Source organism: Streptococcus sp. 20925_1_24, assembly GCF_041432335.1.
Taxonomy (GTDB): domain Bacteria; phylum Bacillota; class Bacilli; order Lactobacillales; family Streptococcaceae; genus Streptococcus; species Streptococcus mitis_BM.
In genome coordinates this window covers 53,468-80,238 of the sequence record NZ_JAPVZM010000002.1, presented here as the reverse complement: position 1 = coordinate 80,238, position 26,771 = coordinate 53,468, and the positions used below count along the sequence as shown (strand labels likewise).

General features: G+C 42.5%; 16 protein-coding genes. 12 read left to right on the top strand and 4 right to left on the bottom strand.

Features of this window, described 5'->3' with window-relative positions:
- Positions 1 to 58: 58 nt before the first annotated feature.
- The 9 genes from ruvB to O3650_RS01630 all read left to right on the top strand — a co-directional run bounded on the left by ruvB (position 59) and on the right by O3650_RS01630 (position 11,322).
- Positions 59 to 1,057, top strand: coding sequence for a Holliday junction branch migration DNA helicase RuvB (gene ruvB, locus O3650_RS01670; protein WP_009014280.1), 999 nt, complete (start codon positions 59 to 61; stop codon positions 1,055 to 1,057).
- Positions 1,038 to 1,610 carry a nucleotidyltransferase family protein gene (locus tag O3650_RS01665; RefSeq protein ID WP_203175587.1) on the top strand — a complete coding sequence of 191 codons (573 nt, stop codon included), beginning with the start codon at positions 1,038 to 1,040 and terminating at the stop codon, positions 1,608 to 1,610. Before ruvB ends, O3650_RS01665 begins: the two co-directional genes overlap by 20 nt.
- A 232-nt stretch (positions 1,611 to 1,842) precedes the next feature.
- A complete protein-coding gene (locus O3650_RS01660) occupies positions 1,843 to 2,601 on the top strand; it encodes an isoprenyl transferase (RefSeq protein WP_000466722.1) in 759 nt (252 codons plus the stop codon).
- Between the two features lie 8 nt (positions 2,602 to 2,609).
- Positions 2,610 to 3,413 (top strand): phosphatidate cytidylyltransferase, encoded by an 804-nt coding sequence (locus tag O3650_RS01655; protein ID WP_203175585.1) that lies wholly within the window; start codon positions 2,610 to 2,612, stop codon positions 3,411 to 3,413.
- Between the two features lie 21 nt (positions 3,414 to 3,434).
- Positions 3,435 to 4,694 (top strand): RIP metalloprotease RseP, encoded by a 1,260-nt coding sequence (gene rseP, locus O3650_RS01650; protein ID WP_261083005.1) that lies wholly within the window; start codon positions 3,435 to 3,437, stop codon positions 4,692 to 4,694.
- 12 nt (positions 4,695 to 4,706) lie between these two features.
- Positions 4,707 to 6,560, top strand: coding sequence for a proline--tRNA ligase (locus O3650_RS01645; RefSeq protein ID WP_203175581.1), 1,854 nt, complete (start codon positions 4,707 to 4,709; stop codon positions 6,558 to 6,560).
- A 98-nt stretch (positions 6,561 to 6,658) separates the two neighbouring features.
- Positions 6,659 to 8,038 (top strand): 6-phospho-beta-glucosidase, encoded by a 1,380-nt coding sequence (gene bglA, locus O3650_RS01640; protein WP_371491436.1) that lies wholly within the window; start codon positions 6,659 to 6,661, stop codon positions 8,036 to 8,038.
- A gap of 190 nt (positions 8,039 to 8,228) precedes the next feature.
- A complete protein-coding gene (glmS, locus tag O3650_RS01635) occupies positions 8,229 to 10,037 on the top strand; it encodes a glutamine--fructose-6-phosphate transaminase (isomerizing) (protein WP_371491434.1) in 1,809 nt (602 codons plus the stop codon).
- A 235-nt stretch (positions 10,038 to 10,272) separates the two neighbouring features.
- On the top strand, positions 10,273 to 11,322 hold the full coding sequence (locus tag O3650_RS01630; RefSeq protein WP_153226259.1) for an LLM class flavin-dependent oxidoreductase: 1,050 nt from the start codon (positions 10,273 to 10,275) through the stop codon (positions 11,320 to 11,322).
- 99 nt (positions 11,323 to 11,421) lie between these two features.
- Here O3650_RS01630 and O3650_RS01625 read toward each other — a convergent pair whose 3' ends face one another.
- Both O3650_RS01625 and O3650_RS01620 read right to left on the bottom strand, forming a co-directional pair.
- Entirely contained in the window at positions 11,422 to 15,297 is a 3,876-nt protein-coding gene (locus O3650_RS01625) for a pullulanase (protein ID WP_371491432.1), read from the bottom strand.
- A gap of 114 nt (positions 15,298 to 15,411) precedes the next feature.
- Positions 15,412 to 16,890 (bottom strand): M protein trans-acting positive regulator PRD domain-containing protein, encoded by a 1,479-nt coding sequence (locus O3650_RS01620; RefSeq protein ID WP_371491430.1) that lies wholly within the window; start codon positions 16,888 to 16,890, stop codon positions 15,412 to 15,414.
- Positions 16,891 to 17,371: 481 nt separating this feature from the next.
- Here O3650_RS01620 and rpoB point away from each other — a divergent pair, with 481 nt between their 5' ends.
- The 3 genes from rpoB to ndk all read left to right on the top strand — a co-directional run bounded on the left by rpoB (position 17,372) and on the right by ndk (position 25,210).
- A complete protein-coding gene (gene rpoB, locus O3650_RS01615) occupies positions 17,372 to 20,983 on the top strand; it encodes a DNA-directed RNA polymerase subunit beta (protein ID WP_261091059.1) in 3,612 nt (1,203 codons plus the stop codon).
- A gap of 32 nt (positions 20,984 to 21,015) precedes the next feature.
- Complete coding sequence (gene rpoC, locus O3650_RS01610) at positions 21,016 to 24,693, top strand: DNA-directed RNA polymerase subunit beta' (RefSeq protein WP_261071200.1); 3,678 nt, start codon at positions 21,016 to 21,018, stop codon at positions 24,691 to 24,693.
- 103 nt (positions 24,694 to 24,796) lie between these two features.
- Entirely contained in the window at positions 24,797 to 25,210 is a 414-nt protein-coding gene (gene ndk, locus O3650_RS01605) for a nucleoside-diphosphate kinase (protein ID WP_049511730.1), read from the top strand.
- 509 nt (positions 25,211 to 25,719) lie between these two features.
- On the opposite strand, the gene O3650_RS01600 is transcribed toward ndk, so the two are convergent.
- Both O3650_RS01600 and O3650_RS01595 read right to left on the bottom strand, forming a co-directional pair.
- Complete coding sequence (locus O3650_RS01600; protein WP_371491427.1) at positions 25,720 to 25,998, bottom strand: competence protein ComA; 279 nt, start codon at positions 25,996 to 25,998, stop codon at positions 25,720 to 25,722.
- 140 nt (positions 25,999 to 26,138) lie between these two features.
- Positions 26,139 to 26,771: an ABC transporter ATP-binding protein gene (locus O3650_RS01595; RefSeq protein ID WP_000571409.1), complete on the bottom strand. Its 633-nt coding sequence runs from the start codon at positions 26,769 to 26,771 to the stop codon at positions 26,139 to 26,141.

Below are 26,771 nucleotides of genomic sequence, written 5' to 3'. Positions count from 1 at the left end.
AGTCGCCTAATTAGGTGGCTTTTTTGTTTGTGGCTTGGATTTTTGATATAATAGAGCCATGAGTAGAATTTTAGATAATGAGATAATGGGGGATGAGGAGTTAGTAGAACGCACGCTCCGTCCTCAGTACTTACGTGAATATATTGGGCAGGATAAGGTCAAGGATCAGCTCCAAATCTTTATCGAAGCTGCCAAAATGCGGGATGAAGCGCTGGATCATGTCCTCTTATTTGGGCCTCCAGGTTTGGGGAAAACGACCATGGCTTTTGTTATTGCCAACGAACTAGGTGTCAATCTCAAGCAGACTTCGGGTCCAGTCATTGAAAAAGCAGGAGATCTGGTAGCGATTTTGAATGACTTAGAGCCTGGGGATGTCCTCTTTATTGACGAGATTCATCGCTTGCCCATGTCGGTGGAAGAGGTGCTTTATAGTGCCATGGAGGACTTTTACATTGATATCATGATTGGTGCTGGTGAAGGTAGTCGCAGTGTTCATTTGGAGTTGCCACCTTTCACTTTGATTGGTGCGACGACTCGGGCTGGTATGCTCTCAAATCCACTACGGGCACGTTTTGGGATTACAGGTCATATGGAGTATTATGCTCATGCTGATTTGACAGAAATTGTCGAGCGGACGGCAGATATTTTTGAGATGGAAATCACTCATGAGGCAGCATCTGAGTTGGCACTACGTAGTCGTGGGACCCCTCGTATTGCCAATCGTCTCCTCAAACGCGTGCGCGATTTTGCCCAGATAATGGGGAATGGGGTTATCGATGATGTTATTACCGATAAGGCTTTGACCATGCTGGATGTTGACCATGAAGGTTTGGACTATGTGGATCAAAAAATCCTTCGTACCATGATTGAGATGTACGGTGGTGGTCCTGTCGGATTAGGAACTCTTTCTGTCAATATCGCCGAGGAGCGCGAGACTGTCGAAGACATGTACGAGCCTTACTTGATTCAAAAAGGCTTTATCATGCGAACACGTTCTGGACGGGTGGCGACTGCTAAGGCATATGAGCATTTGGGGTATGAGTACAATGAAAAATAAACAAGAAATCTTAGATAGTGTTAGAGAAAATCCTGACATGATGTCTATTCTGACGATCATCCGAAACCTGAAATTGACAGATTCCTGGTTGGCAGCAGGTTCTGTCAGAAATTTTATCTGGAATCTCTTGTCAGACAAATCCCCTTTTGACTGTGAAACAGATGTAGATGTGATTTTCTTTGATCCAGATATTTCTTATGAGGAAACCTTTTCCCTAGAGAAAAAGTTGAGAGCGGATTTTCCTCAGTATCAGTGGGAATTGAAAAATCAGGTCTATATGCACCAGCACAGTCCTCACACTTCTCCCTATAGCAGTTCTCGTGATGCTATGAGTAAGTATCCAGAACGATGTACGGCTGTTGGATTACGCTTGAATGAAGAATCCGATTTTGAACTCTATGCATCTTATGGTTTGGAAGATATTTTGAATTTTCAAGTTCGTCCTACTCCTCATTTTTTAGAGAATGAAGATCGAATGAAGCTCTATCAAACACGATTATCCAAGAAAAATTGGCAGGAAAAATGGGAAAATTTGATTTTTAAAAATACTTAAGGAAACTTTAAGCTAGGAAGTGTATACTAAGTTCATAAGTTAAGAAGACCTTAACTTAAACTCCTAAAACTTTTTCATAATAATCTCCCTATAAAAAAATAAAGTCGCCCAATCAGGCGGCTTATTTTTTTGAAAAATGGGCTTTGTGCCTGAGAATAAATAGCTTAGTGATAGAAGAAAATAGGGAAATATGGTATAATGAAACGATAGATTTTTGAATAGGAATAAGATCATGTTTGGATTTTTTAAGAAAGATAAGGCTGTGGAAGTAGAGGTTCCGACACAGGTTCCTGCTCATATCGGCATCATCATGGATGGCAATGGCCGCTGGGCTAAAAAACGTATGCAACCGCGAGTCTTCGGACACAAGGCGGGCATGGAAGCATTGCAAACTGTGACCAAGGCAGCCAACAAACTAGGCGTCAAGGTTATTACGGTCTATGCTTTTTCTACGGAAAATTGGACCCGCCCCGATCAGGAAGTCAAGTTTATCATGAACTTGCCAGTAGAGTTTTATGATAATTATGTCCCGGAATTGCATGCGAATAATGTTAAGATTCAAATGATTGGGGAAACGGACCGCCTGCCTAAGCAAACCTTTGAAGCTCTGACTAAGGCTGAGGAATTGACTAAGAACAACACAGGTTTGATTCTTAATTTTGCCCTCAACTATGGTGGACGTGCTGAGATTACACAGGCTCTTAAGTTGATTTCTCAGGATGTGTTAGATGCTAAAATCAACCCAGGTGACATCACAGAGGAATTGATTGGTAATTATCTTTTTACCCAGCATTTGCCTAAGGAGTTACGAGATCCAGACTTGATTATCCGTACTAGTGGAGAATTGCGTTTGAGCAATTTCCTTCCATGGCAGGGAGCCTATAGTGAGCTCTATTTTACGGATACCTTGTGGCCTGATTTTGACGAGGCGGCCTTGCAGGAAGCCATTCTTGCCTACAATCGTCGTCATCGCCGATTTGGAGGAGTTTAGGAGGAAATATGACACAGGATTTACAGAAAAGAACCTTGTTTGCAGGGATTGCCCTGGCTATTTTCCTACCAATTTTAATGATTGGGGGACTCTTGCTTCAGATAGCAATTGGAATCATAGCCATGCTAGCCATGCATGAACTTTTGAAGATGAGAGGTCTAGAGACCATGACAATGGAGGGCCTCTTGACCCTCTTTGCAACCTTTGCTTTGACCATTCCCTTGGAGAATTACCTGACTTTTTTGCCAGTTGATGGGAATGTGGTTGCCTACAGTGTTTTGATTTCAATTATGTTAGGAACGACTGTTTTTAGCAAGTCGTATACGATTGAGGATGCGGTTTTCCCGCTTGCTATGAGTTTCTACGTGGGCTTTGGATTTAATGCTTTACTAGATGCTAGAATTGCAGGGTTAGATAAGGCACTATTAGCCTTATGTATCGTTTGGGCGACAGACAGTGGTGCCTATCTTGTTGGGATGAACTATGGTAAACGAAAATTAGCTCCGACAGTTTCTCCTAATAAAACCCTTGAAGGTGCCTTGGGCGGTATTTTAGGAGCAATTTTAGTAACCATCATCTTTATGATAGTTGACAGTACAGTCGCTCTTCCGTATGGAATTTACAAGATGTCGGTATTTGCTATTTTCTTTAGCATTGCTGGACAATTTGGTGATTTACTAGAAAGTTCGATCAAGCGTCACTTTGGTGTCAAGGATTCTGGGAAATTTATCCCTGGACATGGTGGTGTTTTGGATCGTTTCGATAGTATGTTGCTTGTATTTCCAATTATGCACTTGTTTGGACTCTTTTAATCAAAAGACGGAGGAAATACTATGCTCGGAATTTTAACCTTTATTCTGGTTTTCGGGATTATTGTGGTGGTGCACGAGTTCGGGCACTTCTACTTTGCCAAGAAATCAGGAATTCTAGTACGTGAATTTGCCATTGGTATGGGACCCAAAATCTTTGCTCACATTGGCAAGGATGGGACGGCCTACACTATTCGAATCTTGCCTCTTGGGGGCTATGTTCGCATGGCTGGTTGGGGTGATGATACAACTGAAATCAAGACAGGAACTCCTGTCAGTTTGACGCTTACTGATGATGGTAAGGTTAAACGCATCAATCTTTCAGGTAAAAAATTGGATCAAACAGCCCTCCCTATGCAGGTGACCCAGTTTGACTTTGAGGACAAGCTTTTTATCAAGGGCTTGGTTCTGGAAGAAGAAAAAACTTTTGCAGTGGATCACGATGCAACGGTTGTGGAAGCAGATGGAACGGAGGTTCGAATTGCTCCTTTGGATGTGCAATATCAAAATGCGACTATCTGGGGGAAACTGATTACCAACTTTGCAGGCCCTATGAATAACTTTATCTTAGGTGTCGTTGTTTTCTGGATTTTAATCTTCATGCAGGGTGGTGTCAGAGACGTTGATACCAATCAGTTCCATGTCATGCCTCAAGGGGCCTTGGCTAAGGTGGGAGTGCCAGAAACAGCTCAGATTACCAAGATCGGCTCACATGAGATTAGCAACTGGGAAAGTTTGATTCAGGCTGTGGAAGCAGAAACCAAAGATAAGACGGCCCCAACCTTGGATGTGACTATTTCTGAAAAGGGTAGAGACAAGCAAGTCACTGTTACTCCTGAAGAAAATCAAGGTCGTTACCTTCTAGGTGTTCAACCGGGAATTAAGTCGGACTTTCTATCCATGTTTGTGGGTGGTTTCACAACCGCTGCTGACTCAGCTCTCCGAATTCTATCGGCTTTGAAAAATCTGATTTTACAACCGGATTTGAACAAGCTAGGTGGACCTGTTGCCATCTTTAAGGAAAGTAGTGATGCTGCTAAAAATGGAATTGAAAACGTCTTGTACTTCTTGGCAATGATTTCCATTAATATCGGGATTTTTAATCTTATTCCGATTCCAGCTCTGGATGGTGGTAAGATTGTTCTCAATATCCTAGAAGCTATCCGCCGTAAACCATTAAAACAAGAAATTGAAACCTATGTCACCTTGGCCGGAGTGGTCATCATGGTTGTCTTGATGATTGCTGTGACCTGGAATGACATTATGCGACTCTTTTTTAGATAATCGAGGAATATTATGAAACAAAGTAAAATGCCTATCCCAACGCTTCGCGAAATGCCAAGCGATGCTCAAGTTATCAGTCATGCTCTTATGTTGCGAGCTGGCTATGTTCGTCAAGTATCTGCAGGTGTTTATTCTTATCTACCACTTGCCAACCGTGTGATTGAAAAAGCCAAAAACATCATGCGCCAAGAGTTTGATAAGATTGGTGCCGTTGAGATGTTGGCTCCTGCCCTTCTCAGTGCAGAATTGTGGCGCGAATCAGGTCGTTACGAAACTTATGGTGAGGACCTTTACAAACTAAAAAACCGTGAAAAATCAGACTTTATCCTAGGTCCAACTCACGAAGAAACCTTTACAGCTATTGTTCGTGATTCTGTTAAGTCTTACAAGCAATTGCCACTCAACCTTTACCAAATCCAACCTAAGTATCGAGATGAAAAACGTCCACGTAATGGACTTCTCCGTACACGTGAGTTCATCATGAAGGATGCTTACAGCTTCCACGCTAACTATGATAGTTTGGACAGTGTTTATGACGAGTACAAAGCTGCCTATGAGCGTATTTTCACTCGTAGTGGATTAGACTTCAAGGCTATCATCGGTGACGGTGGAGCCATGGGTGGTAAGGACAGCCAAGAATTTATGGCCATTACACCTGCTCGTACAGACCTTGACCGCTGGGTTGTTTTGGACAAGTCAGTTGCCTCATTTGATGAGATTCCTGCAGAGGTGCAAGAAGAAATCAAGGCAGAATTGCTTAAATGGATGGTCTCTGGTGAAGATACCATCGCCTACTCAAGTGAATCTAGCTATGCGGCCAACTTGGAAATGGCAACAAACGAGTACAAACCAAGCAACCGTGTTGTCGCTGAAGAGGAAGTGACTCGTGTTGCAACGCCAGATGTTAAATCAATCGATGAAGTGGCAGCCTTCCTAAACGTTCCAGAAGAACAAACGATCAAAATCCTCTTCTACATGGCAGATGGGGAGCTTGTTGCGGCCCTTCTAGTTGGAAATGACCAACTCAATGAAGTTAAGTTGAAGAACCACTTGGGAGCAGATTTCTTTGACGTTGCTAGCGAAGAAGAAGTGGCGAATCTTGTTCAAGCAGGATTTGGTTCACTTGGCCCAGTTGGTTTACCAGAGAATGTTAAAATCATCGCAGACCGTAAGGTGCAAGATGTTCGCAATGCAGTTGTGGGTGCTAACGAAGATGGCTATCACTTGACTGGTGTGAACCCAGGTCGTGACTTTACTGCAGAATATGTGGATATCCGTGAAGTTCGTGAGGGTGAAATTTCTCCAGACGGACAAGGTGTCCTTAACTTTGCGCGTGGTATCGAAATTGGTCACATCTTTAAACTCGGTACTCGTTATTCAGCAAGCATGGGAGCAGATGTCTTGGATGAAAATGGCCGTGCTGTACCAATTATCATGGGATGTTACGGTATCGGTGTTAGCCGTCTCCTTTCAGCCGTTATGGAGCAACACGCACGCCTCTTTGTTAACAAAACACCAAAAGGTGAATACCGTTACGCTTGGGGAATCAATTTCCCTAAAGAATTGGCACCATTTGATGTGCACTTGATTACTGTCAATGTCAAGGACGAAGAAGCACAAGCTCTGACAGAAAAACTTGAAGCAAGCTTGATGGGAGCTGGTTACGAAGTCTTAACGGACGATCGTAACGAACGTGTCGGTGTTAAATTTAGCGATAGCGACTTGATTGGTCTTCCAATCCGCATCACTGTGGGTAAAAAAGCGGCCGATGGCATCGTAGAAGTTAAGATTAAAGCGACTGGTGATACTATCGAAGTTCATGCAGATAATTTACTTGAAACGCTTGAAATCCTCAGCAAAAAATAAAAACTATAATCAGAAGAAAAACAAGGAAAAAATGTAACTAGTTTTTACCTTGTTTTTTCTGTATAATGGGAAAAATGACTAGATAAAGAGGTAAATATATGCTAAGATTTCCAAAGGATTTTGTCTGGGGATCCTCCACTTCTGGGCCGCAGACAGAAGGGCGTGTAGCTGGTGACGGCAAGGGAGATAATCTCTGGGATTACTGGTACCAAGTGGAGCCAAATCGTTACTATAATGGGATTGGTCCAGATAAGACATCGACTTTTTATGAAAATTGGGAACAGGATATTGAGCTTTTGTTAGAGACTGGTCACACGGCCTTTCGGACTTCTATCCAGTGGTCACGGATTTTTCCACAAGGCTGTGGAAAAGTCAATCCTCAAGGTGTGGATTTCTATCGTAAGGTCTTTGAGGCTATTAAGGCTAAGGGGATTCGTCTGTTAGTCAATCTCTACCACTTTGATTTGCCTTTTTCACTTCAAGAGGATGGCGATGGTTGGGAAAATAAGGCGACTGTCTCAGCCTATGAAGACTATGCTCGTTTCTGTTTTGAGACTTATGGAGATTTAGTGGATCAATGGATTACCTTTAATGAGCCTATCGTTCCTGTAGAATTTGGCTATTTCTACGATGCACATTATCCACATAAGGTGGATGCAGAAGCGGCGGTTAAAGTAGCCTACCACACACAATTAGCTAGCAGTCTAGCGGTCAAGGCCTGTCATGAACTCTTACCTGATTCCAAAATTGGGATTGTCCTCAACTTGACACCGGCTTATCCACGTAGCCAGCATCCTGCTGATGTCAAAGCTGCTCGTATTGCGGGCCTTTTTCAGGCCCAATCTTTCTTAGATCCGTCTGTTTTGGGGACTTATCCACAGGAGTTGGTAGAAATCTTGCATGAACACGGTCTCTTACCTGATACTACGGAGGAGGAGTTGGAACTCATTCGTGATAATACGGTGGACTTCCTCGGTGTCAACTACTATCAACCTTTGCGTGTTATGGCACCTCGATTTGCTAAACATCCAGAGAGTCCACTCTTGCCAGAACATTTTTACGAACCTTATGTGATGCCTGGACGTAAAATCAATCCTCATCGTGGCTGGGAAATTTATGAGCAAGGGATTTATGACATCGCCCAAAATATCAAGGAAAATTATGGTAATATCGAATGGATGTTGACAGAAAATGGTATGGGTGTTGAAGGAGAGGAAAAATTCCGTGAGAATGGAATGATTCAAGATGATTATCGTATTGACTTTGTAAAAGGTCATCTTCGTGAACTGCACCGTGCCATTGAAGACGGAGCCAATTGTAAGGGCTACTTAATTTGGACTTTTATCGATTGTTGGTCATGGCTCAACAGCTATAAAAACCGCTATGGTTTGGTCGAACTAGACTTGGAAACGCAAGAACGCCGTCTGAAGAAATCAGGGCACTGGTTCAAGGAACTAAGCGACAATAATGGATTTTAAAAAAGACTCTGACTGATTGTCCTAATTGGTCAGAGCTTTTACTTACAGGAGTTTAATTTCAACTATACCAATTTTTATTCTTGACAAGTGAAAGAAACAAGTATATACTGTTTTTGCTGATTCTATAAAAGAGGAATCAGACTATACCAATTTTAAGGAGAAAGCACAGCTGGTCTGTGTAGTATATACTATGTGTGGAATTGTTGGTGTTGTTGGAAACACAAATGCAACTGATATTTTGATTCAAGGGCTTGAAAAGCTCGAATACCGTGGTTATGATTCTGCGGGGATTTTTGTCCTAGGTGGTGCTGAAAATCATCTAGTCAAGGCTGTCGGTCGTATCGCAGAATTGTCTGCCAAGACGGCTGGTGTTGAGGGAACAACTGGTATCGGACATACTCGTTGGGCAACTCACGGGAAACCAACTGAGGACAATGCTCACCCACACCGCTCTGAGACTGAACGTTTTGTCTTGGTTCACAATGGGGTGATTGAAAACTACCTCGAAATCAAGGAAGAATACCTTGCAGGGCACCACTTCAAGGGGCAAACAGATACAGAAATCGCTGTTCACTTGATTGGGAAATTTGCGGAAGAAGAAGGTCTCTCAGTTCTTGAAGCCTTCAAAAAAGCCCTTCACATCATCCGTGGGTCTTATGCCTTTGCCTTGATTGACTCTGAAAATCCAGATGTCATTTATGTAGCGAAGAATAAATCACCACTCTTGATTGGTCTTGGAGATGGCTACAACATGGTCTGCTCAGACGCCATGGCTATGATTCGTGAGACTAACCAATACATGGAAATTCATGACCAAGAGTTGGTAATCGTCAAGGCTGATAGCGTGGAAGTTCAAGACTATGATGGCAACAGTCGTGAACGTGCTAGTTATATTGCGGAACTTGACTTATCAGATATCGGTAAAGGAACTTACCCTTACTACATGCTCAAGGAAATTGATGAGCAACCAACTGTTATGCGTAAACTCATCCAAGCCTACACAGATGAGGCTGGTCAAGTAGTGGTAGATCCAGCTATCATCAAGGCTGTTCAAGATGCAGACCGCATCTACATCCTTGCAGCTGGAACATCTTACCATGCAGGATTTGCTTCTAAGAAGATGCTGGAAGAGTTGACAGATACACCAGTTGAACTTGGAATTTCATCTGAGTGGGGCTATGGTATGCCACTTCTCAGCAAGAAACCACTTTTCATCTTTATCAGCCAGTCTGGTGAAACAGCGGATAGCCGTCAGGTTTTGGTCAAGGCTAATGAAATGGGGATTCCGAGCTTGACAGTGACAAATGTCCCAGGTTCAACTCTTTCACGTGAAGCCAACCATACCATGCTCCTTCATGCAGGTCCTGAAATTGCCGTAGCCTCAACTAAGGCCTATACAGCACAGATCGCAGCCCTTGCCTTCCTTGCAAAAGCAGTCGGAGAAGCAAATGGCAATGCTAAAGCGTCAGCATTTGACCTGGTTCATGAATTGTCAATCGTAGCTCAGTCTATCGAATCAACTCTTTCTGAGAAAGAAACCATTGAAGCCAAGGTTCGCGAGCTTCTTGAAACCACTCGTAACGCCTTTTACATCGGACGTGGTCAAGATTACTACGTAGCCATGGAAGCAAGTCTCAAACTCAAAGAGATTTCTTACATCCAGTGTGAAGGTTTTGCGGCAGGAGAACTCAAGCACGGAACCATTGCCTTGATTGAAGAAGGAACGCCTGTTTTGGCCCTCTTGTCTGATCCAGTTCTTGCTAACCACACTCGTGGAAATATCCAAGAGGTCGCAGCCCGTGGTGCCAAGGTGCTTACTATCGCAGAAGAGAATGTTGCCAAAGATACAGACGATATCGTCCTTACGACCGTACACCCTTACCTCTCACCAATCTCAATGGTTGTACCAACGCAATTGGTCGCTTACTTTGCAACACTACACCGTGGTCTTGATGTGGATAAACCACGTAACCTTGCTAAATCAGTAACGGTAGAATAAGCTAAAAAAGTCTAGTTTATCTAGGCTTTTTCTTGTGAGCAAATGGGTTGCTTGTACTCAAGATTCGTGTTATACTCTTCGAAAATCAAATGCAAACCACGTCAGCTTCCATCTGCAACCTCAAAACACTGTTTTGAGTAGCCTGCGGCTAGCTTCCTAGTTTGCTCTTTGATTTTCATTGAGTATTAGAATAATTTTTCAAATTGAAGGACAGAGGTAGACAGGGAGAATCACAATGGTAGAATTGGGAATTTCAACATTTGGGGAAACAACGGAGCTTGAGGGAACTGGACAGACTTACAGTCATGCCGAACGCATTCGTCAGTTGGTGGCGGAGATTGAGTTGGCTGACAAGGTTGCTTTGGATGTATATGGGATTGGTGAGCATCATCGAGCGGATTTTGCAGTATCAGCTCCAGAGATTATTTTGGCAGCTGGGGCAGTCAATACCAAAAAAATCCGTTTGACCAGTGCAGTCAGCATTTTGTCAAGCATGGACCCGATTCGTTTGTTCCAACAGTATGCCACTATCGATGCTTTGTCAAATGGACGAGCGGAGATTATGGCTGGAAGGGGCTCTTTCACGGAATCTTTCCCGCTATTTGGTTATGATTTGAAAGACTACGAAGCTCTATTTGATGAAAAATTAGACTTGCTTCAGTTAGTCAATGAAAAGACCAAACTAGACTGGCAAGGTCGATTGACCCAAACAATTTCTGGCAAAGAAGTCTATCCTCGTCCAGTTCAGGACAAATTGCCCTTGTGGATAGCGACAGGTGGTCATGTCGAATCAACGGTGAAGATTGCTCAGGCGGGGCTGCCGATTGTCTATGCTATTATTGGTGGCAATCCACGTTATTTTAAAAAATTGATTCAGGCTTATCGTGAGATTGGGAGTGAAGCGGGCCATGCCAGTCATGAGCTGAAGATCGGAGCCCATTCTTGGGGTTGGATTGCTGAGGATGGCGATCAGGCTGTGAAAGATTATTTCCATCCGACCAAGCAAGTGGTGGATGCTATTTCCAAAGACCGTCCTCATTGGCAAGAATTGAGTTATGAGCAATACCTTGAACAAGTTGGGCCAAATGGTGCTATGTTTGTGGGTAATCCAGATCAAGTGGCAGAAAAATTGATTCGCATGATAGAGGATTTAGGTTTGGACCGCTTCATGCTCCATCTACCGCTTGGTTCTATGCCTCATGAACAAGTTCTAAGAGCTATTGAACTCTTCGGCACGCAAGTGGCTCCAAAAGTACGGGCTTATTTTGCCATGAAAGAGGCTTAATAAAAAATCCTAATCAAGCTTATTAGGACGACAAATATTGTACAAAAATTAATCCCCTGAGCTATAATGCTTGGGGGATTTTTCTATAGGAGGGCTAGTTTAGTTCTCTTTTTTGTTTTTTAGTAAGAAACCGAGACCTAGAAGGGCGAGGAGACTAATTCCTGCAAACAGGAGTTTGTGATCGTTTTTGGTTCCTGTATTTGGAAGTTCAGCTTGTTTAGCTAGGGGTGCAGGTGTATTATCCTTGATAGAATTTTCTACCGATTCGTTTTGAACCGCCTCTTTTACAGATGCATCTTGTGCTGGTTGTTCAGCTTGTGAATCAGTTGTAGCTTGGCTAGGTTTATGATCCTCATCCGCTACTTTTGTATCTGGTTTTGCAGAATCAGGTTTAGTTTGTGGAGCTGGAGTTTGCTGCTCAGGTTTGACTACTCGGTTTGGAATAGTGTCTTGGCCGTTATTTTGACCTTGCTCTTGTGTTAAGCTAGAAAGATCAAATTCTGTTTTTTCTTCCACAGCTGGGGCAACGATGGCACCGCCTTGAGAGATTCGAAGAACAGTAGCTGTAAGGGCATTCAATTTCAAGCCTTTTTCAGTCCATTCAAGTCCTTTCGGGTTGGCAATTCCAACTGGTCCTGCTTGGTTTTCATCTGCTAAAACTTCAGCATTTCTTAGATGTGCAAAGGCAGTTCCCAAATTAAATTCGCGAGCTTTTTCGTCCGCATTGACAAAGACTGCGTAGATATCTCCGTTTGGAGCAGTGATTTGGTAGCCAATCACTACATCTTCTTTTTCCACACCATTTTGGCCTGGGACAGTGATGAGGTGGACACGGTCCTTGATATCTTTAAGACTCTTGAGTCGGAAGGCATCTGTAGATTGACGAAGGGCAATCAACCCTTTCATATAGTCACGACTCTTGACATTTTCAGGATATGCTTTTCTATCTGTAGCTTTAGTCCAGTCAAATTTGTTGACAGCATCGCTAGAATCGTAAGAGTCATGGATGAAGTAAGGATAGTCAAATGGATTGCCGTCCTTATCACGCAATAAGTGAGATTTGTTTGGAACTTTGTCCTCTGCTACTGGAGTCTTGTAGGCTGGGTCACGGAATTGTTTGGTGCGACCATATTCCTGACCAGAGTGGATAAATGGAGTTCCTTGAGCTGTCAAGACCATGAGATTTCCAAGTCGCAAACGACGGTGGATTTCAGCATAGTTCTCGGCCTTGCTTGGGTCTTTTTTAATAGACTGAGCGATGATGTCAAAGAGGGTCAAGTTATCATGGGCTGCGATGTATTGGATGACATCTCCAGGGCTGTCTGCTTCAAAGTTGGTTGGTTGAGCAATCAGATTTTTGAAGATAGTGTTGATATCACGTTTGCCACCTGTGATAAAAGCAGGTTGACCTTCATTTGGATAACCAGATTTGAGGTTGTTACGGATGTCATCTGAGAAGACAGCGACAGTATCGGTATGTTTCATCCAATCTTGGTCAGCAGCTTTAGTAGGCATATTTTCATCACCAGCATAAGTTCTCCAACCTTCACCTAGCATGATGAGGTTTGGATTGAGGGCGCGTGCAGCCTTGTAAGCTTCTTCGATAGAAGCGGCGTCATGGTCTCCCATCATATCGAAGCGGAATCCATCCACTTTGTAGGTATCAACTAGATATTTGATAGAATCAACTAGGAGGCGTTTGGTCATATGGTGAGTTGTCCCCAAACGTCCACCACCAAAGCTAGTTCGAGGTGTTCCATCGGAATCCATAAAGTGATAGTAGTTTGGTTCCAAATCTTCAAAGATATCGACTTTGGCTGTATGGTTATAAACTACGTCCAGGATGGCTCCCATGCCACGTTTGTGGATTTCGTTGATGAGGTTTTTGAATTCTGCGATTCGTTTTTCTGGATTCTTAGGATCGCTTGAGTACATACCAGTCAAGGAGAAGTAGTTTTGAGGGTCATATCCCCAGTTGTAGTTGCTGTTGCTTGAAGCATAGTCAGATAAGCGTTCGTGGTTCTTCAACTCATTGACAAAGTAGTAAGACAAGACTGGAAGGAGCTGGATGTGGGTTACACCCAAGTTTTTGAGGTAGTCTAGTTTTTCGATAAAGGCTTCAAAAGTACCAAATGGCTTAGTCAAATCTTTTGCGATGGCAGGATCTGAAGTGAAGTCACGCACATGAGCTTCATAGATGACAGCATCTTCGCGCGATTTGAAGTTGCGAATCTTACCATAAGTCAAGTCTTGAGGTCCTAGTTTAGCTGGATCTACAAAGGCAGCTTTAGCCACTTTATGGGCATCGTCAATCTTAGCATCGTCACTATTCCAAGCAGCGAGGGATTTAGCGTAAGGATCGAGTGCAAGAACAGTTTTACCTTGACGCTCGATTTGGTATTGATAATAGTAGCCAGTGAAATCTGTGATGCCTAGTTTGTTTGTGCTATCTAGAGTTTGTTTCCAAGTTCCTCTTTCCCCTTTTTCAAGAGCGACAGTTCCAACTACTTTTTCAGGGTCATTCTTGTCGTAGATAACAACAGAAACCTTATCAGCACTTGGTGACCAGAGAGTTAAATCAACCTGTTTTCCTTCTTCTTTGAGTTCAGCTCCAAGTTTACCATCATAGCTGTAAGTCTCATCTTTCAGGCGCCAGCTTGTTTTGGTAGTGAATTTGTCAGAGTTGTAGCTAACGGTATAAGGATGTTTTGTGTCAGAGAAATCTCCGCTGTAGGTCACTTTCTTACCAGCCTCATCGATTGTAACATCAGTGATAGTTACTTTGTTTCCTAGATGATTAGTGATGTTGGAGTGTTTGAGGATATCTTCTTTTTTAGCACCGACAAGTGTTGAAAAACTACTTTCAATGCTAGAAGTTCCTACGTGTTGAGCTCCTGTCATGCGGATATCGTGCACATAGTAGGGGTTGGTGTAGATGGTTTCATCATCATCTTTTAGGAAAATTTGGCTATGATTTTTCAAATCTGTGAACTTATAATCTTCTTTACGGATTTTCACATCGTCTCCTTGTTTCTTTCTGTCTAGTAATAAAAATCCAAGATCTTTAGCTGCATCTTTGAGTGGGATATCGATATAGCGACCATATTTGCCTGTAGCCATAAAGTCTGTTCCGTTAGGCCATTCACCACTACTTGGATTTTTCACATCACCCCAGTACCAGAGAGATTTCTTGTCATAGTTGCCATCTGTACGGTAGTAGTTGACGCGAATAGTTCCTGCAGGTTGTGGCTCGTAAGAGAAAACCTTGTGATCTTGGTCTAACCAAGCCTCATTCATCTTTGGTGCCAGTTTTTCTATCGATTTATCGCCGGTCAGATTTTTTCCAGCTGTATTATTGATGAGGAAGCTAATTTTCTTGGCTTGTTCTCCCTTTAATTTGACATCTAGGTAGTAGCCATAGTCATCTTTTTTGGCATCCTTGAAGGACAAGGCTCCGTTAGGCCAGTTTTCAGAAGGTTTTTCAACATCGTCCCAAGTCCAGAGTCCTTGAGCATCCTTGTTTTCTTCAGGAAGTTTTTTGACATGGATACGGAAGTAGTTGTCTTCGATGGGCTCTTCTGCTTTAGTTTCAGTCGTTGCTGGACTAGTAGAAGTAGTTGACTCACTTGAACGATCTTGTCTGGTTTGTGGTGCTGAATCGGAGGGAGTTGCAGCAGGAGTGGTTGCCTCTGTTGCAGGTTTTTCTTCTTTTTTCTCTAGGGAAGCGTTTGCACTGTTAGGTGAAGAAAAATCGCTTTCGTTCTTTCCAGCGATGTCTGCTGTATCAGTAAGAGGTTGAGTAATAGTGTTGGTCGCTTCAGCACTAGCTGTTGTGGTTTCGTTGGCTGAGATAGTTGGTGTAGCCATGGCAAGTAGGACAAAGCTTGCGCCGATAAGGACAGAACCAGTTCCATTTTTGAGGGAACGGATGCTGTAGACCATTTTTTTCTCAGTGTGAGATGGTGTTTTTCTCATAATGATTCTCCAATCAATAAATTTCTATATCAGTATAGCATGTAGTAAAACAATATGCAAGCGTTTTCTTAAAATTAAAATAAAAGAAAAATCGCAACAGGTTTTCTGTTACGACTAAGCTAGTCTTTCTTTATGAATTTGTGAACCCAAAAGGTGGAGGTGGTGAAATAGTTCTGCAGTAGAAAGATTCCGACTACAAATAATGGGTTTTGGACAATTGGAAACAGGAAAGGTAGTGATAACAATATCGTGTGGAATTTGATTGAGAATTGAGAAAGAAATAGTAGATTCTTCCCAAGAATCAAATAGATAGAGATTGTTACCGTAGTGAGTTAGGGTGTCGATAAGGTTTTGTGCGTGATGGCTATCTAGATGACTGATGACTAAAACACGTATTTTGGGAAGTTTTTGAAGTAATTGGACTAAAATCCGTTGTCCTTGAATCGAAAAGGTGTAGACAAGTTCTTGTAGTTTAATGGATTTATTTTCTAGCCCCATTTCAGTCAGATACGATTGGAATTTGTGCTGACTTACTTCAAATAGTTTTGGAAATTCTGCCTGATAATTGTTTAAAATCTGGGATTTCTGTTTGTCAAGAGACTGTTCACTAAGTAGATGGAAGAAATCAGATTGGGCAGTGTAGTGGAGGAGCCAAATCAATTCCTCGCGATTTTCAATCTGTAGGTGAAATTCTTTAGATAATTCTTCTAAGATTTGACTCAATAAATGATAGGATTTTTGGATATGATGAATATCGCCCAGTGCTCCATTGTTAGGATTGTTTGTGCTTTGAAAAGATTTGATTGGGTTTGAAAAGAGCTGTTCCAGTGTTTTCTTTGTAGGTTCAAAATGGAGATTTTTAGCCAGCTTTTTGATATCTTGTTCAAACTGCGGAATTTGCATGAGAGAGCTGTAGTGACTGGTTAAAAGGGGAGTAGGATTTTCAATCAAATGACTCATATTAAACCGCTCTAGATTGATAGCTAGGGTATATTTGATTTGCCGTAGACTGCTGAGGGTAAGTGAAACTTGTTGGGCGTTCAAAAATAGCTGAATCAAGTGAGTGAGTGATTCTTCAGAGATAGACGGAAAGGGCCAATCAAGAAAACTGTAACTTTGGCTAAAATAGTCTAGATAAAAGGCGCGAATGTTCTCTTCTGTTCCCTCAATGACTAAAGGGGAAAGTTGTATGCTGATGCCATAATGTTGCGGGAGTTTAGTATTTAGATGCTGGATGATTTCCTGAACTTGTTCGCAGCCAATCATAAGTTCCTGACCTATTTGGTCAAGTGATTGTCCCTCTTTGAAAAAGAGACGGTTCAAAAAAGAGTAGGTTTTAGATTGTTCAAAGATAGCAATCCTAGGGTCTAAGGAGTTTCGGACTTCAAACTGCAACTGAATACCTTCTTTTGTTGATTGAAGCAGGAGGTTTGGAAATAACTGTTCAAGCTTTAAAAGGTGTTCTTGCAATTCTTCTGTTGAAAAATTTAGCTTTTCAGCCAAGACTGGGAGCTCTATCCAATCATGGTGTTTGGTTAATTCTTCCAGTAACACTAGCAGATTTTGTTCTGTTTCAGAAAGCAAAATATTCATCACAAACCTCCTTATATATTTATACATATATATTAAAAGAAAAACCAAGTAAAGTCAAGAAAAATAGGCTAAGATAAAATAGGATAACCGTAATTTACTATATTTTTCTTGAACAATTAAACTGAAAATGAAGTTTGCAAAGTAATCATTGAATTTAATTTTTTATAGGAAAAGATTTTGTCAAAAAATCGTTAATCCTCTTGAAAAATCTAGCTAAATAGGGTATAATATGGATAATCATTTGTCGTAGGTTTTGTCTGAAATATTGTCCAGACAAGACTCACAGCAGTTAAATCTTCTGAAAAAGTCAGATTTAGCTGCTCTTTTTGTGCTTTTTTTCAGGATTTTGAGTACTTGTAACAAAGACTTAAAGATTCTGAAAATTTATCAAAGGGACACGGTGATAGGGGTTTTACAACCATATGACGATTAGAAAGCCTGATCGACAAGGCTTGGAACTTATTTACAAAGGAGAATCATCTTGGCAGGACATGACGTTCAATACGGGAAACATCGTACCCGTCGTAGTTTTTCAAGAATCAAAGAAGTTCTTGACTTACCAAATTTGATTGAAATTCAAACTGACTCATTCAAAGCTTTCCTAGACCACGGTCTTAAGGAGGTGTTTGAAGATGTATTGCCAATTTCAAACTTCACAGACACAATGGAGTTGGAATTTGTTGGATATGAAATCAAGGAACCAAAATACACGCTAGAAGAAGCTCGTATCCACGATGCTAGCTACTCAGCACCAATTTTTGTAACCTTCCGCTTGATCAATAAAGAAACAGGCGAAATCAAGACCCAAGAAGTTTTCTTTGGTGATTTCCCAATCATGACAGAAATGGGTACCTTCATCATCAATGGTGGTGAACGTATCATCGTATCTCAGTTGGTCCGCTCACCAGGTGTTTACTTTAACGATAAAGTTGATAAAAATGGTAAAGTGGGCTACGGTTCAACTGTTATCCCTAACCGTGGAGCTTGGTTGGAACTTGAAAGTGACTCAAAAGATATTGCCTACACTCGTATTGACCGTACTCGTAAGATTCCATTTACGACCTTAGTTCGTGCCCTTGGTTTCTCAGGTGATGATGAAATCTTTGATATCTTTGGTGACAGCGAATTGGTTCGCAACACTGTTGAAAAAGATATCCACAAGAACCCAATGGACTCTCGTACCGACGAAGCCTTGAAAGAAATTTACGAACGCCTTCGTCCAGGTGAGCCTAAGACGGCTGAAAGCTCACGTAGCTTGCTTGTAGCTCGTTTCTTTGACCCACGTCGCTATGACTTGGCAGCAGTTGGTCGCTACAAAATTAATAAAAAACTCAATGTTAAGACACGATTGCTTAACCAAACAATTGCTGAGCCGTTGGTAGATCCTGAAACAGGAGAAATCTTGGTAGAAGCTGGAACAATCATGACTCGTAGTGTGATTGAAAGTATTGAAAGCCATTTGGATGGTGACTTGAACAAGATTGTCTACATTCCAAATGATGCAGCGGTTGTGACTGAGCCAGTTGTTCTTCAAAAATTCAAGGTTGTTGCTCCAACTGATCCAGACCGTGTCGTAACGATCATCGGTAATGCTAATCCAGATGACAAGGTTCGTATCGTCACTCCTGCAGATATCCTTGCTGAGATGAGCTACTTCCTCAACTTGGCTGAAGGACTTGGCCGTGTTGATGATATCGACCACCTTGGGAACCGTCGTATCCGTGCGGTTGGTGAATTGCTTGCCAACCAAGTACGCCTTGGACTTTCTCGTATGGAACGTAATGTCCGTGAACGTATGTCTGTTCAGGACAACGAAGTCTTGACACCACAACAAATCATCAATATCCGTCCTGTAACAGCTGCGGTGAAAGAATTCTTTGGTTCATCACAGTTGTCACAGTTCATGGACCAACACAACCCACTTTCTGAGTTGTCTCACAAACGCCGTTTGTCAGCCTTAGGACCTGGTGGTTTGACACGTGACCGTGCTGGATATGAAGTACGTGACGTGCACTACACTCACTATGGTCGTATGTGTCCAATCGAGACACCTGAAGGACCTAACATCGGTTTGATCAATAACTTGTCATCTTACGGACACTTGAACAAGTATGGTTTTGTTCAAACACCATACCGTAAGGTTGACCGTGAAACAGGTGTTGTCACGAACGAAATCGTTTGGTTGACAGCCGATGAAGAAGATGAATTTACTGTAGCACAGGCTAATTCTCGTCTGAATGAAGATGGAACATTTGCTGAAAAAGTTGTCATGGGACGTCACCAAGGGGTCAACCAAGAGTATCCAGCTAATGTTGTTGACTATATGGACGTATCACCAAAACAGGTAGTTGCCGTTGCGACAGCATGTATTCCTTTCTTGGAAAACGATGACTCCAACCGTGCCCTCATGGGAGCCAACATGCAACGTCAGGCTGTGCCATTGATCAATCCTCAGGCACCTTACGTTGGTACTGGTATGGAATACCAAGCAGCCCACGACTCTGGAGCGGCTGTGATTGCTCAGTATGATGGTAAAGTTACTTACGCAGATGCTGACAAGGTAGAAGTTCGTCGTGAAGATGGTTCATTGGATGTTTACCACATCCAAAAATTCCGTCGTTCAAACTCAGGTACTGCTTACAACCAACGTACGCTTGTAAAAGTTGGCGATGTCGTTGAAAAAGGCGATTTCATCGCTGACGGACCTTCTATGGAAAATGGAGAAATGGCGCTTGGACAAAACCCAATCGTTGCCTACATGACTTGGGAAGGTTACAACTTCGAGGATGCCGTTATCATGAGCGAACGCTTGGTCAAAGACGATGTCTACACATCTGTTCACCTTGAAGAATACGAATCAGAAACACGAGATACAAAGCTTGGGCCTGAAGAAATCACTCGCGAAATTCCAAACGTTGGTGAAGATGCCCTTAAAGACCTTGACGAAATGGGTATTATCCGTATCGGTGCTGAGGTTAAAGAAGGCGATATCCTTGTAGGTAAAGTAACACCTAAGGGTGAGAAGGACCTTTCAGCTGAAGAACGTCTCTTGCACGCTATCTTCGGAGATAAATCTCGTGAAGTACGTGACACTTCTCTTCGTGTACCACACGGTGCCGATGGTGTCGTTCGTGATGTTAAGATCTTTACACGTGCAAATGGAGATGAGTTGCAATCAGGTGTTAATATGCTGGTTCGCGTTTACATCGCTCAAAAACGTAAGATCAAGGTCGGAGATAAGATGGCCGGACGTCACGGAAATAAAGGGGTTGTCTCTCGTATCGTTCCTGTAGAAGACATGCCTTACCTTCCAGATGGAACTCCAGTCGATATCATGTTGAATCCACTTGGGGTGCCATCACGTATGAATATCGGTCAGGTTATGGAGCTTCACCTTGGTATGGCTGCTCGTACTCTTGGTATTCACATCGCAACACCAGTCTTTGACGGAGCAAGTTCTGAAGACCTTTGGTCAACCGTTAAAGAGGCAGGTATGGATAGCGATGCCAAAACAATTCTTTACGATGGACGTACTGGTGAACCGTTTGATAACCGTGTTTCTGTCGGAGTCATGTACATGATCAAACTCCACCACATGGTTGATGATAAGTTGCACGCTCGTTCTGTCGGACCTTACTCAACCGTTACCCAACAACCACTCGGAGGTAAAGCTCAGTTTGGTGGACAACGTTTCGGTGAGATGGAGGTTTGGGCTCTTGAAGCCTACGGTGCGTCAAATGTCCTTCAAGAAATCTTGACTTATAAGTCTGACGATATCAACGGACGTTTGAAAGCCTATGAAGCCATTACAAAAGGAAAACCAATTCCAAAACCAGGTGTTCCAGAATCCTTCCGAGTTCTTGTCAAAGAATTGCAATCTCTTGGTCTTGACATGCGTGTCCTTGACGAAGATGACCAAGAAGTGGAACTTCGCGACTTGGATGAAGGAATGGACGAAGATGTCATCCACGTAGATGACCTTGAAAAAGCCCGCGAAAAAGCAGCCCAAGAGGCTAAAGCAGCCTTTGAAGCTGAAGAAGCTGAGAAAGCAACAAAAGCGGAAGCAACAGAAGAAGCTGCTGAACAAGAATAAGTAGCTCGCTTAGAATAGAAAGGGAAGAAATAGTGGTTGATGTAAATCGTTTTAAAAGTATGCAAATCACCCTAGCTTCTCCAAGCAAAGTCCGTTCATGGTCTTATGGAGAAGTCAAAAAACCTGAAACAATCAATTACCGTACGTTGAAACCAGAACGTGAAGGGCTCTTTGATGAAGTTATCTTTGGCCCTACAAAAGACTGGGAATGTGCTTGTGGTAAGTACAAACGCATTCGTTACAGAGGGATTGTTTGTGACCGCTGTGGGGTTGAAGTAACGCGTACAAAAGTTCGTCGTGAGCGTATGGGGCACATCGAGTTGAAAGCTCCTGTATCTCACATCTGGTACTTCAAGGGGATTCCAAGCCGTATGGGCTTGACCCTTGATATGAGTCCTCGTGCCCTCGAGGAAGTTATCTACTTTGCGGCTTATGTGGTGATTGATCCGAAGGATACACCACTTGAGCACAAGTCTATCATGACAGAACGCGAATACCGTGAGCGCTTGCGTGAGTATGGTTATGGATCATTCGTTGCCAAGATGGGTGCCGAAGCCATCCAAGACCTTTTAAAACAAGTAGATCTTGAAAAAGAAATTGCTGAACTCAAAGAAGAGTTGAAAACAGCTACTGGACAAAAACGTGTTAAAGCCATCCGTCGTTTGGATGTTTTGGATGCCTTTTACAAGTCTGGAAACAAACCTGAATGGATGATTCTCAACATCCTTCCAGTTATTCCACCAGATCTTCGTCCAATGTTACAGTTGGATGGTGGCCGTTTTGCTTCATCTGACTTGAATGACCTTTACCGTCGTGTTATCAACCGTAACAACCGTTTGGCTCGTTTGCTTGAGTTGAATGCACCTGGTATCATCGTTCAAAATGAGAAGCGTATGCTTCAAGAAGCGGTTGACGCTTTGATTGACAATGGTCGTCGTGGTCGTCCGATCACAGGACCAGGTAGCCGTCCATTGAAATCATTGAGCCACATGCTTAAAGGTAAACAAGGACGCTTCCGTCAAAACTTGCTCGGTAAACGTGTTGACTTCTCAGGACGTTCCGTTATCGCCGTTGGTCCAACGCTTAAGATGTACCAATGTGGTGTGCCACGTGAAATGGCAATTGAGCTCTTTAAACCATTTGTGATGCGTGAAATCGTTGCGCGTGATATCGTGCAAAACGTGAAAGCAGCTAAACGCTTGGTGGAACGTGGAGACGAACGCATCTGGGATATCCTTGAAGAAGTGATTAAAGAACACCCAGTACTTCTTAACCGCGCACCGACCCTTCACCGTTTGGGTATCCAAGCCTTCGAGCCAGTCTTGATTGATGGTAAGGCCCTTCGCTTGCACCCACTTGTCTGTGAAGCCTACAATGCCGACTTTGACGGGGACCAAATGGCCATCCACGTACCGCTTTCAGAAGAAGCCCAAGCAGAAGCTCGTATCCTCATGCTTGCTGCTGAGCACATTTTGAACCCGAAAGATGGTAAACCAGTTGTTACTCCATCTCAGGATATGGTTTTGGGTAACTACTACTTGACCATGGAAGAAGCTGGTCGTGAAGGTGAAGGAATGGTCTTCAAAGACCGTGACGAAGCTGTTATGGCTTACCGCAATGGTTATGTTCACCTCCACTCACGTGTTGGTATCGCAACTGACAGCCTCAACAAACCATGGACAGAAGAGCAAAAACATAAGGTCTTGCTTACAACAGTTGGTAAAATCCTCTTCAACGACATCATGCCAGAGGGTCTACCATACTTGCAAGAACCAAACAATGCCAACTTGACAGAAGGCGTTCCAGCTAAATACTTCTTGCCACTTGGTGGAGATATCAAGGAAGCTATCAGCAAACTTGAACTCAACCCTCCATTCAAGAAGAAAAACCTTGGAAATATCATCGCTGAAATCTTCAAACGTTTCCGTACGACAGAAACTTCTGCCCTACTTGACCGTATGAAGAACCTTGGTTACCACCACTCAACTCTTGCAGGATTGACAGTAGGTATTGCCGATATCCCAGTCGTTGATGACAAGGCTGAAATCATTGAAGAATCACACAAACGTGTAGAACAAATCACCAAACAATTCCGTCGTGGTATGATTACAGACGACGAGCGTTACAATGCTGTTACAGCTGAATGGCGTGCTGCCCGTGAGAAACTAGAGAAACGCTTGATTGCCAACCAAGATCCTAAGAACCCAATCGTTATGATGATGGACTCAGGAGCCCGTGGTAATATCTCAAACTTCTCACAGCTTGCCGGTATGCGTGGTCTGATGGCTGCTCCGAACGGACGTATCATGGAATTGCCAATCCTTTCAAACTTCCGCGAAGGTTTGTCGGTATTGGAAATGTTCTTCTCAACTCACGGTGCGCGTAAAGGTATGACCGATACGGCCCTTAAGACAGCCGACTCAGGTTACTTGACTCGTCGTTTGGTTGACGTTGCCCAAGACGTTATCATCCGTGAGGACGACTGTGGAACAGATCGTGGTCTCTTGATCCGCTCTATCGCAGAAGGAAAAGAGATGATCGAATCACTCGAAGAGCGTCTCAATGGTCGTTACACTAAGAAAACTGTTAAACATCCAGAAACTGGTGCAGTGATCATTGGTCCAAATGAGTTGATTACAGAAGACAAGGCGCGTGAAATTGTCAACGCTGGTGTGGAAGAAGTGACTATCCGCTCTGTATTTACATGTAACACTCGTCATGGTGTCTGCCGTCATTGTTACGGTATCAACTTGGCGACTGGTGATGCGGTTGAAGTTGGTGAAGCAGTTGGTACAATCGCTGCCCAATCTATCGGGGAACCTGGTACACAGCTTACAATGCGTACCTTCCACACGGGTGGGGTTGCCTCAAATACCGATATCACTCAGGGTCTTCCTCGTGTCCAAGAAATCTTTGAAGCCCGCAATCCTAAAGGGGAAGCGGTTATCACAGAGGTTAAAGGACAAGTTACTGCTATCGAAGAAGATGCCTCAACTCGTACTAAGAAAGTCTTTGTTAAGGGCGAAACTGGCGAAGGTGAATACGTCGTACCATTTACAGCTCGTATGCGTGTCGAAGTTGGGGACCAAGTAGCGCGTGGTGCTGCTCTTACAGAAGGTTCTATCCAACCAAAACGTCTCCTTGCAGTTCGTGATGTCTTGTCGGTTGAAACTTACCTTCTCGGTGAAGTACAAAAAGTTTACCGTAGCCAAGGGGTAGAAATCGGTGACAAACACATCGAGGTAATGGTTCGTCAAATGATCCGTAAAGTCCGTGTCATGGATCCAGGTGACACAGATCTTCTCATGGGTACCCTCATGGATATCAATGACTTTACAGATGCTAACAAAGATGTCCTTATCGCAGGTGGGGTTCCAGCAACAGGTCGCCCAGTTCTTATGGGAATTACCAAAGCCTCGCTTGAAACCAACAGTTTCTTGTCAGCGGCTTCCTTCCAGGAAACAACTCGTGTCCTTACAGATGCAGCTATCCGTGGTAAGAAAGACCATCTTCTTGGACTTAAAGAAAATGTTATCATCGGTAAGATCATCCCAGCAGGTACTGGTATGGCCCGTTACCGTAACCTTGAACCACATGCTATCAACGAAGAAGAATACCTTAATCCTCCAGTAGAGGAAGAAGGAAATGAAGAAGCAACAGAAGTAGTTGTGGATACTGCCGTTGAAACTGTGGAAGAAACAGTAGAATAAGAGAGAATGAGAGAGCCCTCGGGTTCTCTTTTTCTGAAAACTTTCTCCATTTTTCCATGAAATGTGGTAAAATAAAAGAAAGAAGCTGACAAAGGAGACGGGTATGGAACAAACATTTTTTATCATTAAACCAGATGGTGTAAAAAGAGGACTAGTAGGTGAAGTGTTAAAACGCATCGAACAACGTGGATTTACAATCGAAAAATTGGAGTTGCGTTCACAGCTTTCAGAAGAGTTGATTGACCAGCACTATCAGGACTTGGTTGGCCAAAGTTTTTACCCACCGATTCGTGAATTTATGACTTCAGGACCGGTTCTTGTAGGTATCATTTCTGGTCCCAAAGTAATTGAAACTTGGCGGACTATGATGGGTGCGACTCGTCCAGAAGAAGCTTTACCAGGAACGATTCGAGGTGATTTTGCAAAAGCTGCTGGAGAAAATGAGGTTATCCAAAATGTTGTACATGGTTCAGATTCAGAAGAGTCAGCTAAGCGAGAAATTGCTCTTTGGTTTTAAGAGTGGATTGGTTCAATCAATTGGTTAAAAGCTCATTTGAATAGAAAGTACAGTCAATTAGTTTAAGACATGACGCATGATATCAAACTTTTTAGTTTTTGATATGGTGCGTTTTTTGATTAAGTGACTATTAGTTCGTATCGCTCCGTTAGGTGCGAGACAAAAAAATCACCCGCTATGCGGGTGCGCGTCGAAGGTTATACCAAAAAAACTCCAACCGCGATACAATAAAGGTGTTCAAGCCAATTGTAAAGCGAAAGGAGAAAAATATGGCACAAAAGGTTCTTTTGTCCTGTTCTTGTTTCAATTGACTATATTTCTATACTTTTTCTTCCTTTCTCTGTGAAAATCGCAAGTTTTTCCCACCTTTTCTCAATACTGAAACAACATCTTTCCAGAACTTCAATAATTTCTTTTTGTGTTAAATCATTATTTAACTATATCTTTGGAGGCAATACGTTTTCAAAGCTACTTTTTTACCATAGGTTTTGAGCCTTCAACACAGATTACTAAGCCAAAAATGCTCTAAATTTTCGAAATTCTAACAAATTCCACTCAACTTTATCATCATCTTTGACTTTCACAATATCTTCCTCAAAATAACATGGAATAAAGATAGTTTTCTTTTGAAACGGTTGCAGGAGGAAAATCTCTCCTACACTATTATTGATTCTGCGAGAAAATTGCAAAATATCATCTACCAAACTTTCAATTATTAAGATTTTTTGCAGTTTATCTGAATTAGAATCGCAAGGCTTCTCAATAATATAATTGTCGAATTTTTTCATTCTAACTTCCTCTCCACTATTTCTTCCTTTATCAAGAAAAAGTTACCTCAATATTAATAAAGTACAATTCTAAATTAACTCCAATTATTGATTCATGATAATATTTCAGTAACTCATCGTGCAATTAAAAACAAGGATTTTTATTTCAGACGATCCATCGTGAACACTTCATCAGCCATCTCCCAAATTGCCGGATTATGTGTTGCGATAATGATTAGCCTATTATCATCTCGAAGAGATAGCAAAATCTCCATAATCAACTGAGAGGTTGCTGGGTCTATTGAAGCTGTTGGCTCATCTGCCAGAATAAGGGGTGGATTCTTTAAGATAACTTTTGCCAAGGCAACCCGTTGCGATTCTCCGCCCGATAACTCAAAGATGCGCTTATCTAGGTCAAGATAAGCCAGGCCGACCTGTTCTAAAGCCTGCTTCTGCCTCAACCGCTGTTCCGACCGACTCAACTTTTGACCAATGAGACCTAGCTTAAGGTTTTCTTCAATACTTTGGTTTTCAATTAAGCCAAAGTTCTGGAAGAGGTAGCCCAATTCGTGACGGAAAAAATCACTCGATTTATAATTGGCCAAGTCTTTACCTCGGTAAAAAATCGTGCCATCATAAGATTCTAATTTCCCAATCATGTTCATCAAGGTTGTTTTTCCGCTACCACTTGAACCAATTAAGGCATAGACTTTTCCAGCCTCAAATGTTATTGAAAGATTCGAAAATAACTCTCGTTCTCCAAAAGATTTACTCACCTGTTTAAGTTCAATCAT